This window comes from Ktedonosporobacter rubrisoli (assembly GCF_004208415.1).
Taxonomy (GTDB): domain Bacteria; phylum Chloroflexota; class Ktedonobacteria; order Ktedonobacterales; family Ktedonobacteraceae; genus Ktedonosporobacter; species Ktedonosporobacter rubrisoli.
This window is the reverse complement of record NZ_CP035758.1, coordinates 7,825,746-7,848,472: the sequence shown is the minus strand read 5'-3', so window position 1 is coordinate 7,848,472 and position 22,727 is coordinate 7,825,746. Positions and strand designations below refer to the sequence as shown.

9 protein-coding genes are annotated in these 22,727 nt (G+C 54.7%); 6 read left to right on the top strand and 3 right to left on the bottom strand.

The features are described 5' to 3' along the window. Nucleotides 1-5 precede the first annotated feature (5 nt). On the bottom strand, nucleotides 6-3,521 hold the full coding sequence (locus EPA93_RS34105; RefSeq protein WP_129891796.1) for a helicase-related protein: 3,516 nt from the start codon (nucleotides 3,519-3,521) through the stop codon (nucleotides 6-8). A 632-nt stretch (nucleotides 3,522-4,153) separates the two neighbouring features. Here EPA93_RS34105 and EPA93_RS34100 point away from each other — a divergent pair. The 3 genes from EPA93_RS34100 (at nucleotide 4,154) to EPA93_RS34090 (ending at nucleotide 14,464) form a co-directional block, all read left to right on the top strand. Continuing rightward, complete coding sequence (locus EPA93_RS34100) at nucleotides 4,154-8,194, top strand: sigma-70 family RNA polymerase sigma factor (RefSeq protein ID WP_129891795.1); 4,041 nt, start codon at nucleotides 4,154-4,156, stop codon at nucleotides 8,192-8,194. 21 nt (nucleotides 8,195-8,215) lie between these two features. Beyond that, nucleotides 8,216-13,174: a DEAD/DEAH box helicase gene (locus tag EPA93_RS34095; protein WP_129891794.1), complete on the top strand. Its 4,959-nt coding sequence runs from the start codon at nucleotides 8,216-8,218 to the stop codon at nucleotides 13,172-13,174. Nucleotides 13,175-13,588: 414 nt separating this feature from the next. Further along, complete coding sequence (locus EPA93_RS34090; protein WP_242527199.1) at nucleotides 13,589-14,464, top strand: class I SAM-dependent methyltransferase; 876 nt, start codon at nucleotides 13,589-13,591, stop codon at nucleotides 14,462-14,464. Nucleotides 14,465-14,551: 87 nt separating this feature from the next. Here the strand turns inward: EPA93_RS34090 and EPA93_RS34085 are convergent, their stop codons facing one another. Then, the gene (locus tag EPA93_RS34085) at nucleotides 14,552-16,357 is read right to left on the bottom strand and encodes a M3 family oligoendopeptidase (protein ID WP_242527198.1); all 1,806 of its coding nucleotides are present in this window, start codon (nucleotides 16,355-16,357) and stop codon (nucleotides 14,552-14,554) included. Nucleotides 16,358-16,609: 252 nt separating this feature from the next. Beyond that, nucleotides 16,610-17,242 carry a hypothetical protein gene (locus EPA93_RS34080; RefSeq protein ID WP_129891793.1) on the bottom strand — a complete coding sequence of 211 codons (633 nt, stop codon included), beginning with the start codon at nucleotides 17,240-17,242 and terminating at the stop codon, nucleotides 16,610-16,612. 370 nt (nucleotides 17,243-17,612) lie between these two features. Here EPA93_RS34080 and EPA93_RS34075 point away from each other — a divergent pair, with 370 nt between their 5' ends. From EPA93_RS34075 to EPA93_RS34065, 3 genes are all read left to right on the top strand, one after another. After that, a complete protein-coding gene (locus EPA93_RS34075; protein WP_129891792.1) occupies nucleotides 17,613-18,602 on the top strand; it encodes an NfeD family protein in 990 nt (329 codons plus the stop codon). Between the two features lie 242 nt (nucleotides 18,603-18,844). After that, nucleotides 18,845-19,492 (top strand): MerR family transcriptional regulator, encoded by a 648-nt coding sequence (locus EPA93_RS34070; protein WP_129891791.1) that lies wholly within the window; start codon nucleotides 18,845-18,847, stop codon nucleotides 19,490-19,492. Between the two features lie 192 nt (nucleotides 19,493-19,684). Next, the gene (locus EPA93_RS34065) at nucleotides 19,685-22,348 is read left to right on the top strand and encodes a transglycosylase domain-containing protein (RefSeq protein WP_165423580.1); all 2,664 of its coding nucleotides are present in this window, start codon (nucleotides 19,685-19,687) and stop codon (nucleotides 22,346-22,348) included. Nucleotides 22,349-22,727: the final 379 nt, after the last annotated feature.

Genomic DNA, 22,727 nt, shown 5'->3' with positions numbered 1-22,727 from the left:
CTCCTCTACTCGAAGCTCAAAATATCTTTGTGGGCCAGCAGGCGAGCCAAGTGATAATTTACGCTTGTCGCCTCAAAATCGGGCTCCTGACGAAAGGGCCTGGGAATATAGTGCGTGCGCGTCAGCTCGCCATCCACCTCAACTACCGCCAGCCAGAAATCCTCAGGCTTATTGAGCGCCGTCAGGATCTCGTTGCGCGTCACCGTCACAGTCTCGGCCCCCTTCACGCGCCCCTTCACCTCAATAAAGCGCAGGCGGCCCGTCGCCGGGACCTGCGACTCAATATCATAGCCACACTTCTCGGCGCTCACATCGCGCGGCTGATAGCCCTGCGCGCGTTCCAGGCGCAACACAGCCTCCATAGCCAGGCGCTCGATGCGCTGCGTCTCGTGCCTCGCTTGCTCTTGCGGTTCGGCCTGCGCTCCGCTCAACCTGCGCAGCAGACCGAGAGGCACCACCAGCACACCACCCAGCACAATTGGCAGCATGGCCGAAAGCTTGCGCTCCTGTTCCAGCTCGCTCAAGCGACGCTCCAGGCGCTCATTTAGCTCTATGGCACGCTGGCGCGCAATCTGCGAATTGAGGCGCGCGTTGGTCTTGCCGGCCGCCTCCTGGCTTTGCAGCTGCACGGCCCGATTATCCCAGTAACTGATCTCTCGGGTCAGGCGCTCATTCACGGCCCGATATGTCTTATCAACCTGCTCCTCGCGTCGCTTCTTCACTTCGCTCAAGTGGCGCGGAACCAGCTGCCTGATCGCATAATCGCGCACGCGCTTCTCTAGATCCTGGGCCAGCCAGGGCGCGCCGCGCACCTGCGCAATCAAGGCTTGCTCCTCTTCACGCAAGGGCCGATAATCCAGGAAGGGCGCATAGCCGGCCGCGCGAATCTCATCGCGCGCATTGATCTCGACAAATTGCAGCTGGCGAGACACGGCGCGCCGCTTCCCGTTGGTATCAAGGCTGGCATCCTGAATCGTGTGCTCCAGATAGAAGAGCACGCGCGCCTCCTGGCCCTCGTCGCTGGCATCGACCAGCACCGTACCTTGCGCCAACGCATCGCGATGCTGAGACAACAAGAGCTCAATCACGCTATCCAGCAAGGGATGGCCGGGACAGACCAGGGTCGCCTGCGGCTTGTCCGGCAGAAGAATGCGCTCCTTTTCAAAGACGACGCGCTCGTAGCGCTGTAAAATTGGCGTGCGGCTGGTATGCAGGGCGGTGCGATTGCGAATCTGCGCAGGAACGTGCGTAATCTCATAACGCTGCGACTCCCGCTCGTACCATCTACCACCCAGACGCTTGAGCGCCTGCAGGAAAAATGAGGCAATGAAATGCGGCTGAAGACGCCGTGCGGCCGCCCGCTCCATCTCCGCGCGGATCTGATGCACGCGCACGACATCCAGGACTTCATGCGTCAAAGCGTTCTCATCGAGCAGCTTGCGCAGGTGACGATGATCGAGAGCCTCATCGACCACGCGCGTAAGGTTGGCGCGCACGGCTGGCTGATCCCCATAGCGAATGGCCTTGATAATTAGCTCGCGCAAGGGCTGCTTAGCAAACTGCACGCGGCCCAGCACATCGAAGACGCGCCCACCTAGAGCCTCGCGCTCCTCCTCTAGCTTCTTGAGCAACGTATGGAATACCTCGCCCTCGCGCGTCTCGGCCGCCACAAGATTCCACAGATGGCATACTTCAGTCTGGCCAATGCGATGGATGCGCCCGAAGCGCTGCTCAAGGCGGTTCGGATTCCAGGGCAGATCGTAATTTACCATCAAGTGTGCGCGCTGCAGATTGATGCCCTCACCGGCCGCATCGGTCGCCACAAGAATCAACACCTGTTTATCCTGCGTAAACGCTTCTTGTGCCCTGACCCTCTCCTCGCGTTTCAGCCCGCCGTGGATCGTCACCACCACTTCCTCGCGTCCCAGCAGCGTACGCATGCGTTCAGTTAAATAATTGAGTGTATCGCGGTGCTCAGTAAAGATCACCAGCTTGCGCCGATAGCCCTGGCGATCAAACATCTCAGCGTGCTCTTGCAGCAGGCTGGCCAGTTCCTCCCACTTACGATCCGCTCCACTACAGCGCACCTGAAAGGCCAGCTCCTCCAGGCGCTGCAGCGTGCTAATCTCCATCTCTAGCTCGGCAATCGTATGCGCCGCCGAGGCCTGATCGACAACCTGTTCCTCCACAGCTTCCAGCTCAGCACCGGGAACCTCATCCATCTCCTCAAGCTCCTCAGCCGAGAAGAGCGGCTGATCGGACCAGAGCTCCATAGCCGCCGCGCGTTCTTGCCGCTCCTGGCGCAAGTCCTGAATCCGCTGCTGCAGACGCTCGCGTCTGCGCTTCAAGGATTGATAAATCGCCTCGGGAGACGAAGCCAGGCGACGCTGCAGGATCGTCAGGGCAAAGCCGACAGTGCCCTTGCGCCCATGCTTGCCCCAGGTGTCCGCACGATTAAATTCCTGACGCACATACTCCGTCACTTCGTTATAGAGGCTGTGTTCCAGAGGAGAGAGGGCATAGTTGATGGTATAGGCCAGGCGTTCAGGGAAGAGCTTCGTGCCGTCAAGGCGATAGAGCTGCTCCTTGACCAGGTGGCGCATCAAATCGCTAACATCGACCTTACGCACGCCCCCACGAAAACGGCCCTCAAAGCGGTCAGTATCCAGCAAGCGCAGAAAAAGTTGAAAGTCTTCCTCTTTGCCGTTATGAGGTGTGGCCGTGAGCAGGAGAAAATGCCGCGTAAGCTTGCCCAGGAGTTCGCCCAGCTGATAGCGCTTCGTATACTTAATCTCGTCGCCAAAGAAGGAGGCCGACATCTTATGCGCCTCATCTACCACAATCAGATCCCACTCGGTCTGGGCCAGCCTTTCCCGCAAGGCATCATCGCGCGAGAGCTTATCAAGGCGTGCAATACACAGAGGCAGCTCCGCCAACATATTGCCCGAAACCGAAGCCTCAAGGCGCTCGCGGCTCAGGATTTCAAAGGTCAGGTGAAAGCGCTGATAGAGCTCATCCTGCCACTGCTCAACCAGATTGCCGGGAGCAACGATCAGGCAGCGGTGCAGATCGCCGCGCAACAAAAGCTCTTTAATCAGCAAGCCCGTCATAACTGTTTTGCCCGCGCCAGGATCATCAGCCAGCAAAAAACGCAGCGGTTGTTTGCTCAGCATGGCCTCATAAACCGCGGTGATCTGGTGTGGTAAAGGCTCAACCAGAGAGGTGTGAACGGCTACCAGGGGATCAAATAAATAGGCGAGACTGATACGGTAGGCTTCCGAGACGAGACGAAACAGGCTCCCATCGGCGCTAAAGCTCCAGGAGAGACCGGCGGGCACAATCTCCAGACGCACCAGGTCATCCTGATATACTAACTCACTACCCACCTGACCGCTACTATCCTTATACACCAGCTCAACCCCGATATCCCCATGGCGGACGACGCTTACCAGCAAGACAGTAGCTTGCGGCAAGATGCCCTTCACCAGCGCCCCGGGAACCAACGATTCCAAAGGTACCATACTCTACTCCCTCACTACACGAGAAAAACACAAAGCCAAATTAAACAGATAAAACATCAGCAACTGCTCGGGATTTTATTGATTCTCAAGGAGCAAAAATGGCAATAAACCCTATCTAGTGTAACGCATAGCAGAGCTTCACGCATAAAGAAAGCATAAAAAAAGTTGCTCAAGGCTCGTTTTTCTATCTCTGGACACCAGCCGGAAGACAAGAAGCTCAGCTATCATATACAACTCCTAACATTGTCGAAATCGGGTATGAGCTAGATGAAAGGTTGAAGAGACAACAAAAATAGTACATAATTTCCAGCATTTTTCCTTGCCTGCAAAGGAAAAACATAATTAGCAGCACAGGCCGAATTATTGTTGAATGATGCCAAGACAGCAAGCCTGCCGCTACAGCTAAATTCCGTGTTCAAGGAATTTCAAGCTTTAGTAGTTTAAGAAGAGATACAAGTTATTGACTTATTAGATAATGTTTGCTATGATCAGGCTCTTAATACCTATTACTATAAAAATGGTAATGTCCAACCAGAATCATAGCTTCGCTTAACAGGATAAAACACACGTATATCAGCAATACTATCTTCATATAGGTCTTATCAGCCATAAAATAGGAGAAATATCACAAAATGCAAACGTGGGCGGTATTTGAACAAGAGCTATGTGAGAGAATCGAGTATGTAGAGTTATTAGGTGAGCTAGATTTCGCGCCGGATTGGATAGAGCAGTTTGGCAACGCGGTTATCAAGCTATCCAAGCAATCTGGTTCAGCCAGGGCACTGCGCTGCTTAGCTGAAAGATATCCCGCTAGTCTCGCCGCCTATATGGTAGCCCGTGGTATCGAAGGCTATCAAGAAGGCAATTATTGGTCTAATATCATCCCAGACGTAGAACTTAGCGGGGCAAATGAACAGTTTCTCCGCAAGTTTTTCGCTAACTTTCTGGATGAGCATCATCTACCCGCCTTCGTGGGTCTGGGCGGGCGCAAATATGTAGACGTTATCCTCTTACATGGAGGCATCCCCACCTATTCATTAACCGACTTCTTTACCCACATTCTCCAGCCTGCCCTCCTACACCCCGATCTCTATGGCGCCTCTGCCCAGGAGATTATTGCCACCTGGTTGGAAACAGGTTCCCATACCTCGGTAGACAAACCGATTCACCGTTTTCTCCAATTTGGTGGCAAGCTGTCTGTAGATTTCGTTGCCCGCTGCCTCGATATGGGTTATGCCTATCTGGAACACCAGACTTTGCCCAGATCTGCCGAATCGGGCCTTCCCGAGCGCGTTGTTACAGCTTATTTCCATTGGGTCAGGCAGCAAGCTACGGCCCAACAGAGCACAAAAGTGCGCTTGAGCAAGCCCTCCATCATACTGGACCCCTGGAGCGAAAACTTATTCATCGAACTGCCCGCCCAGGCTATCCCTTCAACGCTCAGTCCAGAGCAAGGCGTATGGCTGATCCAAGCCGACCAGCAGCCCGAGACGCAAGTGCCCTTCGCACTCAACTGGCGTAGCGATCACTGGGAGACCAAGCCTGAGCTGCTAGAACTGGCCTCCCCGGCCGCAGCTTACTGCATCACCTTCAGCCTGCCAGGGTTCAAGCGCAGCTGGCACTTTCTCGGCGTCACAGGTGAACAACCCCTGCTGGCCTTTGATCCTGAAAGCAATTCATTATTACAACTGCACGACAGCCTGCCAGCCCGCCTGCTCTGGCTCCTCTTTCCTCAGGCCAGCAAGCTGGATATTATAGGCGGGCAAAAGCGCGAAACCTTCCCACCGCTGGCAGGAGCATGGGAGGCTTATCAGGCCGAAGCCTGGGATCTCAGCGGCGCCACAACTGTAACTATCGGAGCGGTTAGCCTTGCCGTTGAGCCAGATCTTGCGCAACTGCAGCCCCGCCTGGAGGGCCGTGAAGTCCTCAATCTGCTCCACCTACACGATGAGCCACGTATTTTCATAGGCGCACCTCCCGAAATCCATATCCCGCTTCCTCCCTTGCGTGACCCTGACATCGAGGCTCGGCGCTGGTTTCTCACCATCAAAAAGCGGGTTGAGGGCACGCAGGTCCAGACCTGGCCTGTGGTAGAACTTGTCAACACTATCGAACAGGATACCCTGAAGATCTCCTTAGCGGCAAGTTCCCTCTTTCCGCAAGAACCATCTGGCCTTTATGAGATCGCCTTACGCGGTCCTTTAGGGCGCGATACCAGCTTCACAATCGCCCTCGTCTCCGCCCTGGATATCCAGATTGCAGCCGAGCACAGCTTACGCCTGCCTGATCAGAGCGGTCACTTTCCATCTCCTCACCTCGCCATCACAACAAGCCCTGAACTTGAGCTTGAAAGTGCCGGGCAGGAAAACCTGCAGATCGAGGCCAGCCGTCCCGGACATTATAGTGTTTTGGTACCAGCGATCTACAGCCAGATTACTCTGCACATATGCCGCCAACACGGCGCGACCCAGTTGCGCATTCCCATGACCTTGCCCTTACCGCTACTACAGTGGACGGTTATAGACGCGCCACAGAACATCCTTAAAGAGGAGGCCTGGCAAAGTTCTGTCCTGTCCCAACCCAGGGCCCAGCTTGAGCAAGCTACAGCAGCACGTCTCCTTGTCTCTATCTCGCCAGGCCTGAATCTAACCGGCCTCAGCAGCAGGCTAGTGGTACACTACAGCCAGAGCGAGCCACCACAGATCGTATCAGCGCGAGGCAAATTTCACAAATGGCTCACCTTCCCTCTCGGGGAGGCCCTGGATAGCATTCGCAGCAGTCGCGAGGGCCATGTCCTCGTCGAATTGGAGCTGAGCGGACTCCCCGAGCGCAGCAAGGCCGTGCGTCTCCCTGTCCTGCGCTATACTCAATCTCTAGAGCTAACCAATCTCAACATCGAGAGCTGCCTGGTTGATCGGACCTGGCTGCTCCTGCTCTCCTGGCACGGCGAACGGCATCTCCGGAATCGCCATCTACGTCTCTGGTCGCTCTGGCATCCCTGGCAACCAGCTGCTAGCTTCCCTATTGCAGACGAGGCCCAGGACGAGTACAGCTTTGAAATTGACCTGGAAGCTCTCTCGCCCGGGCCATATCGTGCCGAAATTGCCCTCATCGATCCCTGGCTCGCCTCAAACGGAACCCGGCCGGCGCTACAGGCTGTGGGAACAACCGATATCATGCTGGGGATCGAACAAGAGCCACATAGCTACCTGGCCCAACTGCCATACACCGTCGAGGGTATCTTGGAACGCTTCCTGGCTATTCCAGATACCCCCATTCGCCTGCGTCTCCTGGATAAGCTGAGAGAGCATTATCAAGCCCAACACACCCGCATGTTGTTTGAAGCCCTGCTCGTCCTGCTTGAGCAGGAGAACAATGCGCTACCTCGCGAGATCTTCACCAGCTTTCAGCATCAGCTAAGCAAGGCCCCTCTCCGCCTACTAGCCCTGGCCGCAGGCTATAGCTTACAGCAGGACCAGCAAACGCGCTGGCATTTCGAAAAGCTGCTCGATTATCTGGTTCCTGGTACCGGCCTCTCACACATCCTCAACGAGCTGCATATGTATGGCAGTATTGATCTAGCCGAGTTGGTCCTACTCGAACCCAGGCTTGACCGAGATGTACACATCAAAGCCGAAATATTCTCTCTGTTACTAGAAGCCGGTTTGCGCGTACGAGAGCGCAATAGCGAGGCTCAGATTAGCGATACCCAAGCCATGTTAGATATTGACGAGCTCTATGGTTGGCTACCCAAATTAGTGCTGGATAGCGCCCGCCAATATTTGCTGGAAATTGGCAGGTACCCATTATTGCGACCAGAGCGAGAACGCCATCTGGCCCGCCTGCAGCAACAGGGCAAGCGGGCAGATGAGCAGTTGGAGATAGGGCCAGAGCCTGATGCCTATCTGGCCAGGCTGAGCGAGCAAGGCAAAGAGGCTTTCCGAGAATTGACCAATTGTAATTTGCGCCTGGTTGTCAGCATTGCCAAAAAGTATATGAATCGTGGCATGGAGTTCCTCGATATCATCCAGGAAGGCAATATAGGCCTGATGCGCGCCGTCGAAAAATTTGATCCCGCCCTTGGATACCACTTCTCAACCTACGCTACCTGGTGGATACGCCAGGCCATCACCCGCTCCTTCGCCGAAAAGAAACGGCTGATACGGCTCCCTGTCCATATACATGATGAAATCTCGCGCCTCAAGCGCGCCAGGCAAGAACTTATGTATGAACTTTCGCATGAGCCCACGCTTAGCCAATTGGCCGAGCGCCTTGACATAAGCCCCGAAAAAGTGCAAGAGCTGCAAGCATTCGATCAGGAGCACAAATCGCTGGACACCCCCCTGGGAGATGACGAAGAAAATAGCTTCGGCGACCTCATTGTGAACGAAGAAGCTGATCCCCAGGAATCCCTCAATGCTATAGCAATGCAAGAGCTTGTTGAGCAATTGCTTTCTAAGCTTGATCGTCGTGAGCGCTATATTCTGGAGCGGCGCTTCGGACTTGGCGATGAGACAAACTTGACGCTTGAACAGCTCGGGCAAGAAATGCAGCTCACCCGAGAACGCGTCCGTCAAATAGAGGAAAGAGCCTTAAAGAAATTGAGGGCTAGCCTGGGTATTACCGTAACAAAGAAAGTAGCAAGAAGAGTATCAGCTAAAGCTGATGCCTAAGCCCACAAGGAGGAGCAAGGGATGAGCACACTTAACCCTGTCAATACGATGCACACTATCAGTACCACCTATTTACGCTATCTACGTACGCTCTCGCCATTCCAGGATCAGGCCCTACAGCGCGCCTTTCGTCATGAGACCTGCAAGCCTGGCACGCTGGTCAAAGGTCCCTTTCTAGAGGCCGCGCCGCCTTTCGAGGAAGGCCGCAACATTGCTCAACTGGTAAGTGCGGGAATCCTTCATCCACGCTTCAAGGCCCTCTGCTCAACAGCACTGCCCTACGAGCGTCAGCTCTATTTGCATCAAGATCTGGCTGTTGCCCATATTGCACAGCAGCAGCGCAATATCATTGTCGCCACTGGCACAGGCTCAGGCAAAACTGAGACCTTCCTGCTGGCCATCCTCAATCACCTCTTGCAAGAAGAGCAACAAGGAACGCTCCATAAACCGGGTGTGCGCGCCCTGCTGCTCTATCCCATGAATGCCCTGGCCAACGACCAGCTCAGGCGTTTGCGCCATGTTCTTGCGCACTATCCCGCGATTACCTTTGGGCGCTACACAGGAGAAACCGAGGAGCAGAATAATCGGGCCGAAGAGCGCTTCCGGGCCCAATTTCCCTACGAGCCCTTGTTGTCAAATGAGCTGCTGAGCCGACAGAAGATGCGCACTCAACCACCCCATATTCTCCTGACCAACTATGCGATGTTGGAATATCTGCTCTTGCGCCCTGAAGACTGCAATTTCTTCGACGGCGAGACGGGCCAATACTGGCGCTTTATCGTGCTCGACGAAGCGCATATCTACGATGGGGCCAGTGGCATCGAACTGGCCATGCTCTTGCGCCGCTTGAAAGAACGCATCGTGGGGAGTAAGCCAGATTTGCTGCGCTGCATAGCTACCAGTGCCACGCTCGGCCAGGGTAGTCGCGATTTTCCTGCGGCTGCCAAATTTGCCGCAAATCTCTTCGGCGAGCTCTTTGAATGGTCAGCCGCAGATCCCATGCGCCAGGATATCATCGCTGCCCAACGCCAGACTTCAGCCGCACTGGGTAGTATCTGGGGAGCAGGCTCAAGCCAGCTTTATCAAGCTCTGCAAGCCTGCCTGCACGAGCTAAACCCTGGCATCTCCGATAGATATGAACTTCTCTCACAACTGCGCGCCTCTGCAAGCTCGCTTGTTCCCTCCGCTGTACTCGCTCAGGCCTGCTCGGCTGCTCTTAGCCAATGGCAAGCTTTGCCTGCTAGCAGTACAGAGCACGTCATGCATACCACCAATGCTTTTTTGTACGCGCTCCTATGCGGAGATCAAAGAATTCATCACCTGCACGAGCTGGTAAGTCAGGAACCGTTATTATTGGAGGAAGCTGTAGAGGCAATTTTCCCTCATGAGTCGGCAGCCAGCGAAAAGCTAATCGCGCTAGTGAATTTGGCCGTGAGAGCGCGTCCCGAGCCCGATAGCCTTTCACTCTTGCCAGCCCGCTACCATGCCTTTGTCAGGGCGCTGGAAGGTGTCTTTGTCTGCCTGAACAGGGTTGGGCATGCCGATCAAGAACCGCGCCTGTTTCTGAATCGACACGAAACCTGTCCGGAATGTCAGCACACGATTGTTGAATTAGCTACCTGTATGCGTTGCGGCGCAGCCTATATCGTCGGCAGCCAGCTCGAAGCACCATCCACCCAGCAGTTGCTTCTCAGCCAGACGCTGGCCAGAAATGATGAGCAGCTAGCCATGCCACCGGCTTATTTCCTGTTGGGAGAGTATAACGGTTGCATCGACGAGGACGAAACGATTACAACGTCGGGAGAGGTACAGACCTCAGAAACTTACGGCCGCGAGATCAGGTATCAGCTCTGTCTGCGCTGTGGAGTCCTTTCTAACAGCCAGCGACAGGGCTGCCAGTGTGGAGAGGGCACGCTTACGCTTTATCATCTGAAGTTGAAAGAGGGACAAGAGCCGCACAAATGTTTGAGCTGCGGCGCGCGCAGCAATAACGCGATCATTCTACGTGCCCTCACTGGTCAGGATGCCCCTGTCAGTGTGCTGGCCACCGCGCTCTATCAGCAATTGCCTCCCTCACCCGATCCTAGCGCCGCCGATTTGCCAGGGGAAGGACGGAAATTGCTGGTCTTCTCGGATAGCCGTCAGGATGCAGCCTTCTTTGCACCGTATATCAAACGCACATACAACCAGATGTTGCACCGACACCTAATCTTGCAGGCGCTTCTAAGCGATCCCGATGGTAGATGCGGCGAGCTACGCTTACAAGATACGGTTAGTCGCTTGCACAAAGCAGCCGAGCGCACCGGAATGTTCACGCAGCATCAGAGCCGCGACGAACGGAGGCATACAGTAAGAACCTGGTTAATGCAGGAGTTCATAGCCTTTGATCGAACCTTAAGCCTGGAAGGGGTAGGCCTGCTACAATTTCGCCTGGTAAGGCCGGAACGCTGGCGCCCTCCCACGCTACTACAAGCCGCGCCCTGGAATCTCAGCGAGGAGGAATGCTGGAATCTTAGCGCGCTCCTGCTCAATACACTCCGGCAACAGGGAGTCACAACTTTTCTGGAAGGCATTGATCCCCGCGACGAAGAATTCGCGCCGCGCAACAAAACCTTTCATATGCGTAAAGAGCAGGCCGATAATCGCATGGGGATATTGAGCTGGCTGCCAACGCGCGGCAGTAACCGCCGCCTGGAACTTCTTGAGCGCCTTCTCGCCTACTGTGCGCCGGATCTATCGCAGCAGGAGCGCAAGCGTTTTGCGCTTGAAGCGCTGGATGGATTGTGGAAGCAATTCACGACACCAGGCCCCATCTGGCGGGACCACATCATCAGTTCATCCCTGCCCAAATGTGGCATAGTTTATCAGCTCAGTCACGAGTTCTGGGAAATGGTCCCCTTAACTGGGGCTCAGGTAGTCTATCGCTGCAATCGCTGTCAGGCCTACTCCCCCCTGTCGCTTAAAGCCTTATGCACCACGTTGGGCTGTCAGGGCAGGTTGGAAGCCTGCACTCTGGCAGATCTAGAGCGCGAAGATAATCACTATCGCAAGCTCTATCTCACCATGCCGGCTATTCCACTCTCGGCTCAAGAGCATACGGCCCAATGGACGAGCGACGAAGCTGGCAAAGTGCAGGAACGTTTCGTGCGCGGCGAACTCAATTTGCTCAGTTGCTCAACCACCTTTGAACTAGGTGTCGACGTGGGCGAATTGCAGGCCGTCTTGATGCGTAACGTCCCACCAACCACAGCTAACTATGTACAGCGTGCCGGTCGCGCCGGACGACGTACGGATTCGGCAGCCTTCGCGCTCACCTATGCTCAGCGTCGCTCACACGATCTGACGCACTATAGTAATCCTAGAAACATTATTGCCGGCCATATTGACTCTCCACGTATTACGCTAGAGAACGAAAAAATTATTCGTCGACATATGCAGGCCGTCTTGTTCGCAGCCTTCTTTCGCCAGCTCTACGAGCAGGAAATGCGCGATTTTCGAGGGCTTGGCAGTTTCTTCCAGCCCGGGGAGAACCAGCGCCCTGGAACTGGCCTCTTCATCGCCTATGCACAGACCCAGCCGGCGCAAGTCCTTGCCGCTTTAAGACGTATTGTCCCCGCAAATATGCATGAGAAGATGAGCCTGGCCGACTGGCGCTGGCTCCGCACTGCCATCGGTGATGGTCTGCTGGATTTGTTGGAGCGGGTAGACGCTGAAGTAATCGACGATCTTACTACCTATCACAATGAGGAAATGGCGGCCAGCGCCCAGGGCAACTATAAATTGAGCGAGCGCTACCAATCTATCATTCGCACGATCCGCAACCGTCCCTTACTCGGCTTTCTGGCCTCGCGCAATCTTTTGCCCAAATATGGTTTTCCGACCGATGTCGTTGAGCTGAAAACTGATCACCTGCTCGATCCTACCGCAAGTCGTATTCAGCTTGAACGCGATTTGCGCATTGCGATCGCGGAATATGCTCCCAGAGCCGAAGTTGTAGCCGCTAACCATATCTGGGTCAGTGGCGGGCTCTACAAGCTGCCCAATCGCGGTTGGCCAGCTTACCAGTACTCGATTTGTCCGAACTGCAAGCGCTTCATCAAGCGTAAAGTCGAGGAAAGCGTACCGCGCATCTGTAGCTGCGGCGGCCCTTTGCATTTGCACGGCACTTTTGTCATACCCGAATTTGGCTTTGTCGCTGCTCCAGGAAAGATCCAGCGCGCCGGAGACAAGCGCCCATTGCGCCTTTACTCCTCACGTGTCTATTTCTCCGAGTATGCCACGTCACAGCAAGAGGCGACGACGCCGACGTTTGAGCGCGTAGAAGAGCTGTCAAACGAGGAACTTGAAGTTAGCTATTACTCCTCACACCTGGGCAGGTTGGCCCTGGTCAATGAGGGCATCGATCGACGCGGCTTCCGCATTTGTCAGCACTGCGGCTTCGCCGAAATCACGCCCGCAGCTCCCGTGGCTGGAAAATCCAGACGAACAGCCAGGCCCAGCTCACATATCAACCCGCGCACAAACAAGCCTTGTGAGGGCCTTATCGAGACGCTCCGTCTGGGGCATGAATTCTTGACCGATGTCGTCGAGATCCGCTTCGATGGCCACCTCGCTAGAACTGCAGATACGCGTCTATGGCGTTCCTTACTCTATGCGCTCATGGAAGGAGCCGCGCAGGCACTATCTATCAGGCGCGACGATCTGGATGGTACGCTCTATTACCCGAACAATAGCAACCCTCCTGCTCTGATGATCTTCGACAATGTGCCGGGTGGAGCTGGCCATGTTCTCAGGATTGCTCAAGCCCTGGCAGCAGTCTTTGCAGCTGCCAATGAGCGCGTAAGCCACAACTGTTGCGGTGCGGAAACTAGCTGCTATGAGTGCCTGCGCAACTATCACAATCAGCCGTATCACGATGAGCTCAAGCGCGGCCTGGTGCAGAGCTTCCTCCAGCACGTGCAAACCCTTGCCTTGCTATGAGCCAATAGCAGTTGGCAGCAACAAAACGATGAGCGATTTGACACGCCTCTTGCAGCCTGCTATACTCAGCACGCAAGGGGCAAGCGCCCTTTTTATGGTTTTTTCAAGGAGTTTCTACCAATTATGGGTATATGCCACATCGACCGGGGCCGCATGCGCGTCACGCTGTCCAGGGTCGAAGCAATCGGGTAACACGTAATATATAAGCTCGTTTCCCCTTTTCTCTGTTCCTTCCAGCCCTTTTCCCGCCAGGAAGAACAAAGCGACCCTGCAGCGTGTTAGCAGTACGCTGTCTTGGGAGATTATTGCTCTTTCTGCGCTTTTCCTCTAACCTGGTACATTACGCAACTCCTATCGCTTCCTCGACAGCTCTGCCGGCCTCTGGCGATGTTTGGTCAGAGAAAGGAAACGATAGTGACAATAAGACATCCACGCAGCACGCAGTTTAAGGCTAACTCGGGTTCGCACAGTATGCATAACGCGGCAAGCAACGGACACCGGAACGCAAGGCACAGGGCCGGCGGTTGGGAGCCCCTGGCCGATTGGTATGATGGCTGGATGGGCAAAAATGGCAGCCTCCATCACCAGCGTCTGGCCATTCCGGCAGTTATGGAGCTGCTGTCTGCCCAGCCCGGAGAGAAGATCCTGGATATAGGAGCCGGTCAAGGTGTACTGGCTCCCCATGTAATCCAGGCGGGCGCCGATTATACCGGTCTAGACGCCAGCCCGAGCCTCTTGCGCCAGGCGCGCAAGCATCATCGCCAGGGACGCTTTTTGCTGGGGGACGCGCGTAATCTTCAGCGCCTGGCGGGCATGCAGGCCAATATGTTTGATGCCGCCGTTTTCCTCTTGAGCATCCAGGATATGGACCCGCTGCCAGCAGTTATGGAGGCCGTGGCCTGGGTCCTGCGCGGCGGAGGTCGCGTGGTAATCTTGATGCTGCATCCCTGCTTCCGCGTGCCCCGGCAGAGCGGGTGGGGCTGGCAGGAGGAGCGCAAGGTACGCTTTCGGCGTATCGATCGCTATCTCACGCCACTTTCCGTGCCACTCAAAGAATATCCCGGACAAGGCAGCGGCGTCTCTATCAGCTTTCATCGCCCGCTACAGCACTATATCAATACGCTGGCCGATTGTGGCTTACTGATCGAGCAGATGAAAGAGATCACCACCTATAAAACGAGCAGGGAAAACACGCAGGGCCTACAAAGGGTACAGGCCAGGGCTGAGAATCTTGCCAATCAGGAGATCCCCCTCTTTCTGGCTCTCCGCGCGCGCAAAGCCTGTCTCTAAATAGGGAAACAATTCAAAGCATAACGACGGCTATTACCCTGGCAGGGGAACTAAGCTTTCCCTGCCAGGTAAACACTCAAGTAGAGCCTATCCGGCGATAAGCTGCTCGAAGCGCTCAATGTCGCCGCGCACAATATCCAGGCTGGCATTCCAGAAAGCCTCTGAGCGCAGATCGATGCCAAAGCGCGCAGCCAGAGTAGCGGCATCTGCCATGCCCGTCGACGACAGCAGATCGTCGTAGCCTCGCTTAAAGCTCTCTGGATCGCGCTGATAATGGGCATACAGACCCAGGCCAAAGAGCAGTCCGAACATGTACGGATAGTTATAGAACGAGCGTCCCGTGCTGTAATAATGCCCTTTCACAGCCCACATATAGGGATGGAGCAAGCTTTGCTCAAGATCATCGCCGTATGTCTCGCGCTGGGCGTTAAGCATCAACTCGTTGAGCTCTTCGATCGAAAGCTCACGCTTTGAGCGCTGCGCAAAGACGCCTTGCTCGAAGAGGAAGCGACTGCTAATATCAACCACTATCTGGCAAGAGTTTTGTAGCGATTCCTCAAGAATGACTATCTGCTCCTGGCGGTCGGCCCGCTGTAAGGCGGCCTGGCTCACGATGGTCTCGCAGAAGATGCTTGCCGTCTCAGCCAGGGTCATTGGCAACGACCTCTGTAGCGCGGTCCGCTGTGCCAGGTTGGTATTATGATAGCCATGGCCAAGCTCGTGGGCTAGTGTGCTCATACCGCGAAAGGCAGGTTTGAAGTTGGAAAGGATGCGCGATTCATCGCGGCGCAAAGATGCGCAGAAGGCTCCGTCACGCTTGCCAGGGCGTGGCTCTGCGTCAATCCAGCGCTGGCAGAAGGCGCGCGCCGCAAACTGTGACAGTTTCTCGGAATAGCTGCCAAACTGCTCAACAATAAAGTTGCGCGCATCCTCGAATTCCCAGACCTTTTCGCTGCTCCCTACAGGGGCGACTAGATCGTACCAGGCCAGGCGCGACAGGCCAAGTACACGGGCTTTGGCCTGGAGGTAGCGCCGAAAATCGGGAAAAGAGGCCCGCGCAGCCGTGAGCATGGCATCTAGCGTTTGCTGGTCAATGCTACTGCTGAAGAGGGAGGCCGCCAGAGGCGATTCCCAGCGACGCCGGCGCGCCAGCACGCTTACCTCGTTCTTGATGCTATTGAGCGAAGCCGCCAGAGGCAAGGCCGCGCGCTTCCAGCCGGCCAGCTCGGCCTCATAAGCACGCCGACGTACGTCGCGGTTGGTATCATAGGCAAGATTGCGAATTACGCTCATCGGCAATTCCTGCACCCGACCATCTACTTCCAGGGAAATAAGCAATTGCGAGGTGAGATCGCCATGAAGCTTGCTCCAGGCACGCCCGCTGCTCACGTTGAGCTCGGCCGCCAGAGATTCCTCGTCCTGCGACATCAGGTGCTCGGCCTGTTGCTTCGTTTTGTGCAGCATATAGGCATGCTCACTCGCCAGCTTCGAGCGCGCAATTAGCGCATCCACATCCAAAGTACCTATCCAGGCAGTCATGCGCGTGCCGAGCGTAGATAAGAGCACCAATGAGCGCTGCAACTCGCTCATGCGCGCCTGCGCAACCGTATCTTGCGAGTCAGTCGTAATAAAGCAATTGATATAGGTGCTTAAGGTCCTGGTATTATCGATGACGGCATTGTAGCGATCAATCAGGGCCTCAAATATACCGATCAGAGAATCGTCAACGACATCAGGTCCCTTGTCCCCAATATGATGGGTATCGAGTAGCTGAGCCAGGTCGTTAATCTCTTTGACGACATTAGCAAAGCCCTCGGCAAATTCGGCCGATTCCAGGCTGGGATAGACAGCCGTCATATCCCAGTGGGGTAAGGATTGTGAAGTAGTTGTCAATGCATTGCTCCTCTATACTTTCTATGCTATTGCGCGTATTGTAGCATAGATGAACCATACTTGGGCACTTCGCAGGCAAGAAGCTGGTAAGCCTTTGCCGTTCTCGTTTTTGGGCAGTCTAAGGAGACAAAGGACGAGCTTGCCCGCGCGGGAAAAAGGCAAACAGCTGAGCTTGCAGGAGAGCTAAATAGAGGGACGACCAGCCTGGAGCCGCTAAGGTCGTCCCTGGAGGCAAGGTTAGACAGTTTATTTCTATGAGTTATGCTTAAGCTTATGTGGCAAGCGCGAGGTCATCGGATCTGTCGTCTCCTTGTTTATGCCTGTCTCGCGGGGTCCGCGCTTGTGGGCATGCTTCTCGGACGGATTCTGCTCCTCTCCGGAGGATTTCGCGGCCGCCGCGGGTCCCGGCTGGGCGTTCTTCGCCGGCTGCCTGGGAAGCTCGCTCTGCGGCTTTCCGCCCTCCTGCCTGTTCATGGTATTGGCATTATTGGTTGAGGTATCTACGTCGATATCCGGCATGCTGCCGCGATCGCGATGCTGGCCCAATCCAGCTTCAGCGCCAGCCGAGGTGCCCCCGCCGCCTACGGTGCTGTTACTCGTATTTCTTCCTCCGCGCGGTGGCGTAGGCTGGCTGGGGAAATCGCCACCTCCCACGGAGCCAACTTCGCGATCTACTGCCATCCCCCGCCCTACCGAGGTGCCCGACGATTGCATATGGATAAGCTTATCATAGTCCTCTTTATTGCGTTCGGCATCCGTTTCTCGGGGCTTGTGGGCCTGCTTCTGCTGCCCCTGATTCATGGGAGCAGTGGTATTTTCAGCGCCCCGGCTCACCGGTCCGCGAGCCATAAGATCCTCTTGTTTTGCGCGCTCCTGATCTGTCATTGTCTCTATTGTCCTTTCTGGACGAGGCCAGACTTCCTAAACCAGGCTGGTAAGAAGCTGGCAATAGCTCATCTTTTCTCTATTCCTGTATTATCTTTAGCCGAATACTTCTATAATAGCATATCTATTTAGAATGAATACATAAATAAACACGGCCATAAATAAACTAATCATACTCTAATGGTCGTTTCTTCGAGATGAGCGGAGCGTCGCGAGCCGGATATAAGAATCGGGTCCCTAACAATCCTGCCTTGCGACGAAAATGCCCTGGATTGACTACTCTTTAAGGATGATATAATACTGTTTTATGATAAGATATATGTGCGTTACGGTAGAAAAATATGGGCAGAACTTCTATTAGGAAGGAAAGATGAAAAAAGCTACTTTATCGCCAGCTCTGGTGCTATTTCTCTTATCGCCGCTGGTTGCAGAATTGCTCTCAGGCTCTTCACCGCCGTCGCAATTCTTCAGCCCACTACTCTTAATCCTACTCCTGGCCCTCTATGGTAGCGGCGCACTCATCTGTCGCGAGCTAACCCTACGCTGGGCTAAAGGATGGCCCAGCCTGCTTATCCTGGGTGCAGCTTTTGCCATAGTTGTGGAAGGCTTGATGGCTAAAAGCTTCTTCGACCCCTACTGGACAGATGTTGGTACCCTGGGCAGCTATGGGCGCTGGCTGGGCATTAACTGGGTATGGACAGTGCAGATGATCTTTTTCCACGCCCTATTCAGCATCGGCATTCCAGTCCTGATCACTAACGTACTCTTCCCCCAGCACCGCAACGAAGCCTGGGTAAGCCCGCGCACCTTCAACTGGCTCGCTGGCATTCTCCTGGCCGCAACGATTGCTGGTTGCCTGTTCTTTAATCTCTATCAGCCCGGCCTTGGGCTCTATATCATAGCGCTGCTGATCGTAGCAATCCTGGTATTGATCGCGCGTTACCTGCCAGCCAGAATGCAAGATATAATGACCATTCGTGAGACCTCTCTGGCGGCTCCCTATGTATTTGGGGCCCTGGGCTTTGTGGCCACGCTCGCCTTTTTCCTTATCAATTCTCTCTTGCCCTTAACGCCAATCCCGGCTATTGTCACTATAATTTGTGTAATAGCGCTGGCTTCCTATGTCTTGCGCAACATTCTTGCCATGTCTGGCAATGGCAGCCGCTGGGGAGCGGAGCACCAGATAGCCTTGGCGACGGGAGCTCTCCTGTTACTAGTCCTGCGCGCTCCCTTGCTTGAATGGTTTCCCGGAATGCGCAACACGGCTGGCATGACTCTGGTTGCCGTGATTGCCACACTTGGCTTAATCCTGATGGGCTGGTGGGTGCGCATCAGACTACATTCACAAAATCGCATATAGCCAATTGGAGCAGTAATAGGGTATGATTCTATTAAGAGATAGGACTGACCGTAGGAAATAGCAGATGAGCCTGCGTCAAAAGGTCGCTGAAGCCTGCTCATCCACACGTTTTTGCTGCCGGGAGGCGGTCCAACGGCGAAATCTTGAAAAGTGTGGACTTACCGCTTGACGATACCGCCTGAATTTCCTACAATCGAGCTATAAAAGAAGTGCTGAGATGCCACAATGTTTCAGGAGGTGCTATGTTGTCGTCACAGGCAGGGGAAGAGTGGTTGAGCTTGCGCGAAGCCGCCGATATGCTGGGCATGCATCCTGCGACAGTGCGCTTATGGGCAGACCGGAATGAATTGCCTTCACGTCGCACGAGCGGGGGGCATCGCCGTTTTCGCCGTGCGGATATTGAGGCACGTTTACGCCAGGAAGCGGAGCCACGCCCAAATGCTGCCTCCCAGCTATTAATCCAGAGCGTGCTGGGGCGCGTGCGCTTTGCTTTTACTGACGGAACTATCAATACAATGCCGTGGTGCCAGCACTTTAATGATGCTGCACGTGATGCCTTCCGCCATCTAGGACGCCGTGTGCTCGATCTCTTGCTACGCGCACTCAACGATCGAACCGATAAAGAGGAATTGAGAAGCGAAGCCGTGCAGCTGGGCAAGGAATATGGAACTATCACCTGTAATTCGCATGTTCCTGTCGCCGATGCGGTAAGGGCTTTTCTCTACTTTCATACTCTGCTCGATGAGAGTGTCTTGCAGCTCGCGGAGATACGCGGCGGACGCGAACAGGATATTCCCTGGGTTGAGAGCCTTTACCAGATCCAGGCCATTACTAACGAAATTCTCCCCGCGCTGATCGAGGCTGCGCAGAATAGTAACTGTCAAAATTAAAGTGTATGCGTTCCGGCTGGTAGGAACGTTTGTATAGCATATAGTCGTTTTTTCATGGCCTCTCCGCTGGAGAGGGTTGCCCCTCCCCGCGAGAGGTAGCCCCGTCCAGCAGAACTTGCACGCCACTTACATTATGTTTGGGGAAAACAGGATACTTTTCAGGCAAACGGGATGCTACGAGGGGGAATCTATATGTCGACCAAACACCGCAAGCGTGAAGATGCAGCAAAGATTCGGTCAAATTCCGCTGCCAGCTCCGAGAAGGGCAAGCCACAGGCCGAGATACAGCATGCGCGAACACAGCAAGACGCGCAAGATGGACAGGCTGCTCATGATAAGGAGAATGGCACGAAAGATAGAAATGCAGTTACTTCGTCACCCTCGCGCGCTCCCACTTTGCCGAAAACACAGGAAATACGCTCTACGCAGCATACCTCTTCAACGCGCGACAAGCTGGTAGGTCAGGCTGCTAACGGGAGCATACAGCTTCATAAGGATCGGGTGGACCCCGAGACGCTCCGTATTCAGTACTGGCGACAACGCCGCAAGGTGTTTCTACGTCATATTTCGCGCAAATATATGCGCCAGGCCCGTCAGGATAGCCAGCGCACTATGCGCCGTTTCTGGGTGGTCCTGGGCAGTGTAGTGGCGGCGTTGCTCGTGATTTTCCTTTCAGTAAGCGGCACCGGGGCCTATCTCACCTATCAGTTCTATAGCGACACGCAGTCAAAATATGTGCCCCGCGTGGTGAATCTGCGCGATCTGCTGCCGCGCGACAATCTGAAGGTGTATGACAGCAAGGGAGTTATCATCGGGCAGTTGACGGATCAAGGGATGCATACGGCAGTCCAGCTGCAGGATGTCTCACAGGATCTGCAAAATGCGACGGTGGCCATTGAAGACAAGAATTTCTGGACAAATCCTGGCATTGATATTCCGCGTATCATCCAGGCTGCCATCAGTGATCTGAGCCACGGACGCGTCGTCGAGGGCGGTAGCACAATCACGCAGCAGCTCATCAAAAGGCTTGTGGTAGGCAATCAGACCAGTCTCATACGTAAGCTTGAAGAGGTGATGCTTACGCCTTCGGTGAATAGCCAGTATACGAAGCGTGACATCCTGGAAATGTACTTGAATAGTATCTTCTATGGCGAACAGGCCTATGGTGTCGATGCAGCGGCAACAGTCTTCTTCGGGCTGCAAGATAAGCCGGGGAAACCGGCCTCAAGCCAGCTGGATCTCGCCCAGGCGGCCATGCTGGCCGGGCTGCCCCAGTCTCCCTATTCTTATGATCCGCGCATCTATCCCGAGGCGGCTCAGGCCCGCTTCGAGCAAGTGCTAAGCGCAATGTATACCCAGGGCTATATTACGAATGCACAAAGATTGGACGCCTTGAAAGAAGGCCAGAGCTCGCACTTCTTTAAACGACCAGATCTTACCAATCGCGCGCCGCACTTTTTCAATTTTGTTCTGCGCCAGCTTGAGCAGGAGTACCATCTTAAACGCAATCAGCTCTCACGCTCGGATATGCAGGTTTACACTACGCTTGACATAGGGCTACAGGATAAAATTCTGCAGATTGCGCGCAATCATATCGACCAGATACGCGATACAAACCACGTAACCAACGCGGCCGAAGTACTTATCGATTTTCACACCGGGGCCATTCGCTCGCTGCTGGGAAGTATCGATTATAACGATGAGAGCATTGACGGCCAGTTCGACGTAGCCACGCAGGCCTATCGCCAGCCTGGCTCCTCTTACAAACCCTTTGTCTATGTTACGGCTTTCAAGGAAGGTTCTTCGCCGGCGCAGGCCATCGACGATGCGTCGCTCACGATTAACCTACCGGGTAGCAATCCACCCACCTTTACGCCGCACAACTACGATATGAAGTATCACGGGCATATGACCTTGCGTTGCGCCCTGCAAAATTCACTGAATATTCCAGCTGTGAAAGTTCTGCAGCACGCAGGCATAGCGGCCTCGATGCAAACGGCTCATGACATGGGTGTTAGCAGTTACGAGGGCACACCTGGCTATTCGCTGGTCCTGGGTGGTCTTGGCGTGCGCCTGATCGATGAGACCTCGGCCTATGGAACCTTTGCCAATGGTGGCGTTCATGTGCCCTACTATGCGATCCAGAAGATAGTTTTCGCCAATACGCACAACACGATTGAGCATGCAGCCAACCCGGGTAAGCGGGCCATCAGTAAGCAGCTGGCCTATATGATGACCAGCGTCTTGAGCGACAATGATTCGCGCCTGCCCGAGTTCTTTGACTGCAATGTCTTGCAGCTCTACTCGAACTCGCAGCAAGAGTGCCGCCTGGGCGATCGCGGCACGGTACGTCCCTCGGCGGCCAAGACTGGGACAACTACAGATTTCCGCGATAACTGGACGCTGGGCTATACCACCGATTATGTGCTGGGCGTCTGGGCCGGTAACGACGATAATACGCCGATGTCGAATGTGACAGGCGTTGATGGCGCCGGCCCGCTCTGGCACGATGCTATGCTGGAAGCCGAGCAGGGCCATCCGATCCGCAATTTCACGAATCCCGGTGGGCTTGAACGGGCCACGGTGACATATGCTGATGGCGTTACGACTACAGATTGGTTCATGCCTGGAACCGAGCCTAAGTTTACGCCCAACCTGCAGCCAACCCCCAATGGGACAGACGATCAGGATACTAGCCTGCTCCCTGATCTACTTGACGTAAATTCTACATCCAGCCAGCAGGCACAGTTCCAGCAATTTAATGCCAAGGTTCCCGGCCCCTATTGTCCAAGCAGCTATAGTTTCGCCTTCCCACCGCCTGGCGGCTCTTCTTCAGGCAGCGACGGCTGGTGGTAGCCAAATGGAAGGATGCCGGCCAGGCTCCGGCATCCCACCTCTGGCACTGTTTTTACCATAAACTCGGCAATATTAAAGTATTGCTATGTGAGGATGCTGAGTTTAGGTAGAATAGCTTATATATTACTTATGCATTCTCACCTGAGAGGACCGTTACCTTCTTCTTTCCTATCCCGTTACTACATACAGATATGTTAGTATACAGTTGAGTCGATTTGTTGGAAGAGAGGTTGGGGAGAACCTCTACCAGGGAGTCCCTCAGACTCCTGATGCCTCCAACTTTTTTAGCGCTCTCCGCTAACTGATGAGAAAACTGTTTGTGTAGTAAGCGAAACAGAGGGCACCGGCTCCAGGTGAGCCGGCGAAGCAACTGTTCACC

What these genes read in the sequence shown, in the direction of transcription:
- EPA93_RS34105 (WP_129891796.1), bottom strand. Translation starts at nt 3,521, where the DNA reads ATGGTACCTTTGGAATCGTTGGTTCCCGGGGCGCTGGTGAAGGGCATC.
- EPA93_RS34100 (WP_129891795.1), top strand. Translation starts at nt 4,154, where the DNA reads ATGCAAACGTGGGCGGTATTTGAACAAGAGCTATGTGAGAGAATCGAG.
- EPA93_RS34095 (WP_129891794.1), top strand. Translation starts at nt 8,216, where the DNA reads ATGAGCACACTTAACCCTGTCAATACGATGCACACTATCAGTACCACC.
- EPA93_RS34080 (WP_129891793.1), bottom strand. Translation starts at nt 17,242, where the DNA reads ATGACAGATCAGGAGCGCGCAAAACAAGAGGATCTTATGGCTCGCGGA.
- EPA93_RS34075 (WP_129891792.1), top strand. Translation starts at nt 17,613, where the DNA reads ATGAAAAAAGCTACTTTATCGCCAGCTCTGGTGCTATTTCTCTTATCG.
- EPA93_RS34070 (WP_129891791.1), top strand. Translation starts at nt 18,845, where the DNA reads ATGTTGTCGTCACAGGCAGGGGAAGAGTGGTTGAGCTTGCGCGAAGCC.
- EPA93_RS34065 (WP_165423580.1), top strand. Translation starts at nt 19,685, where the DNA reads ATGTCGACCAAACACCGCAAGCGTGAAGATGCAGCAAAGATTCGGTCA.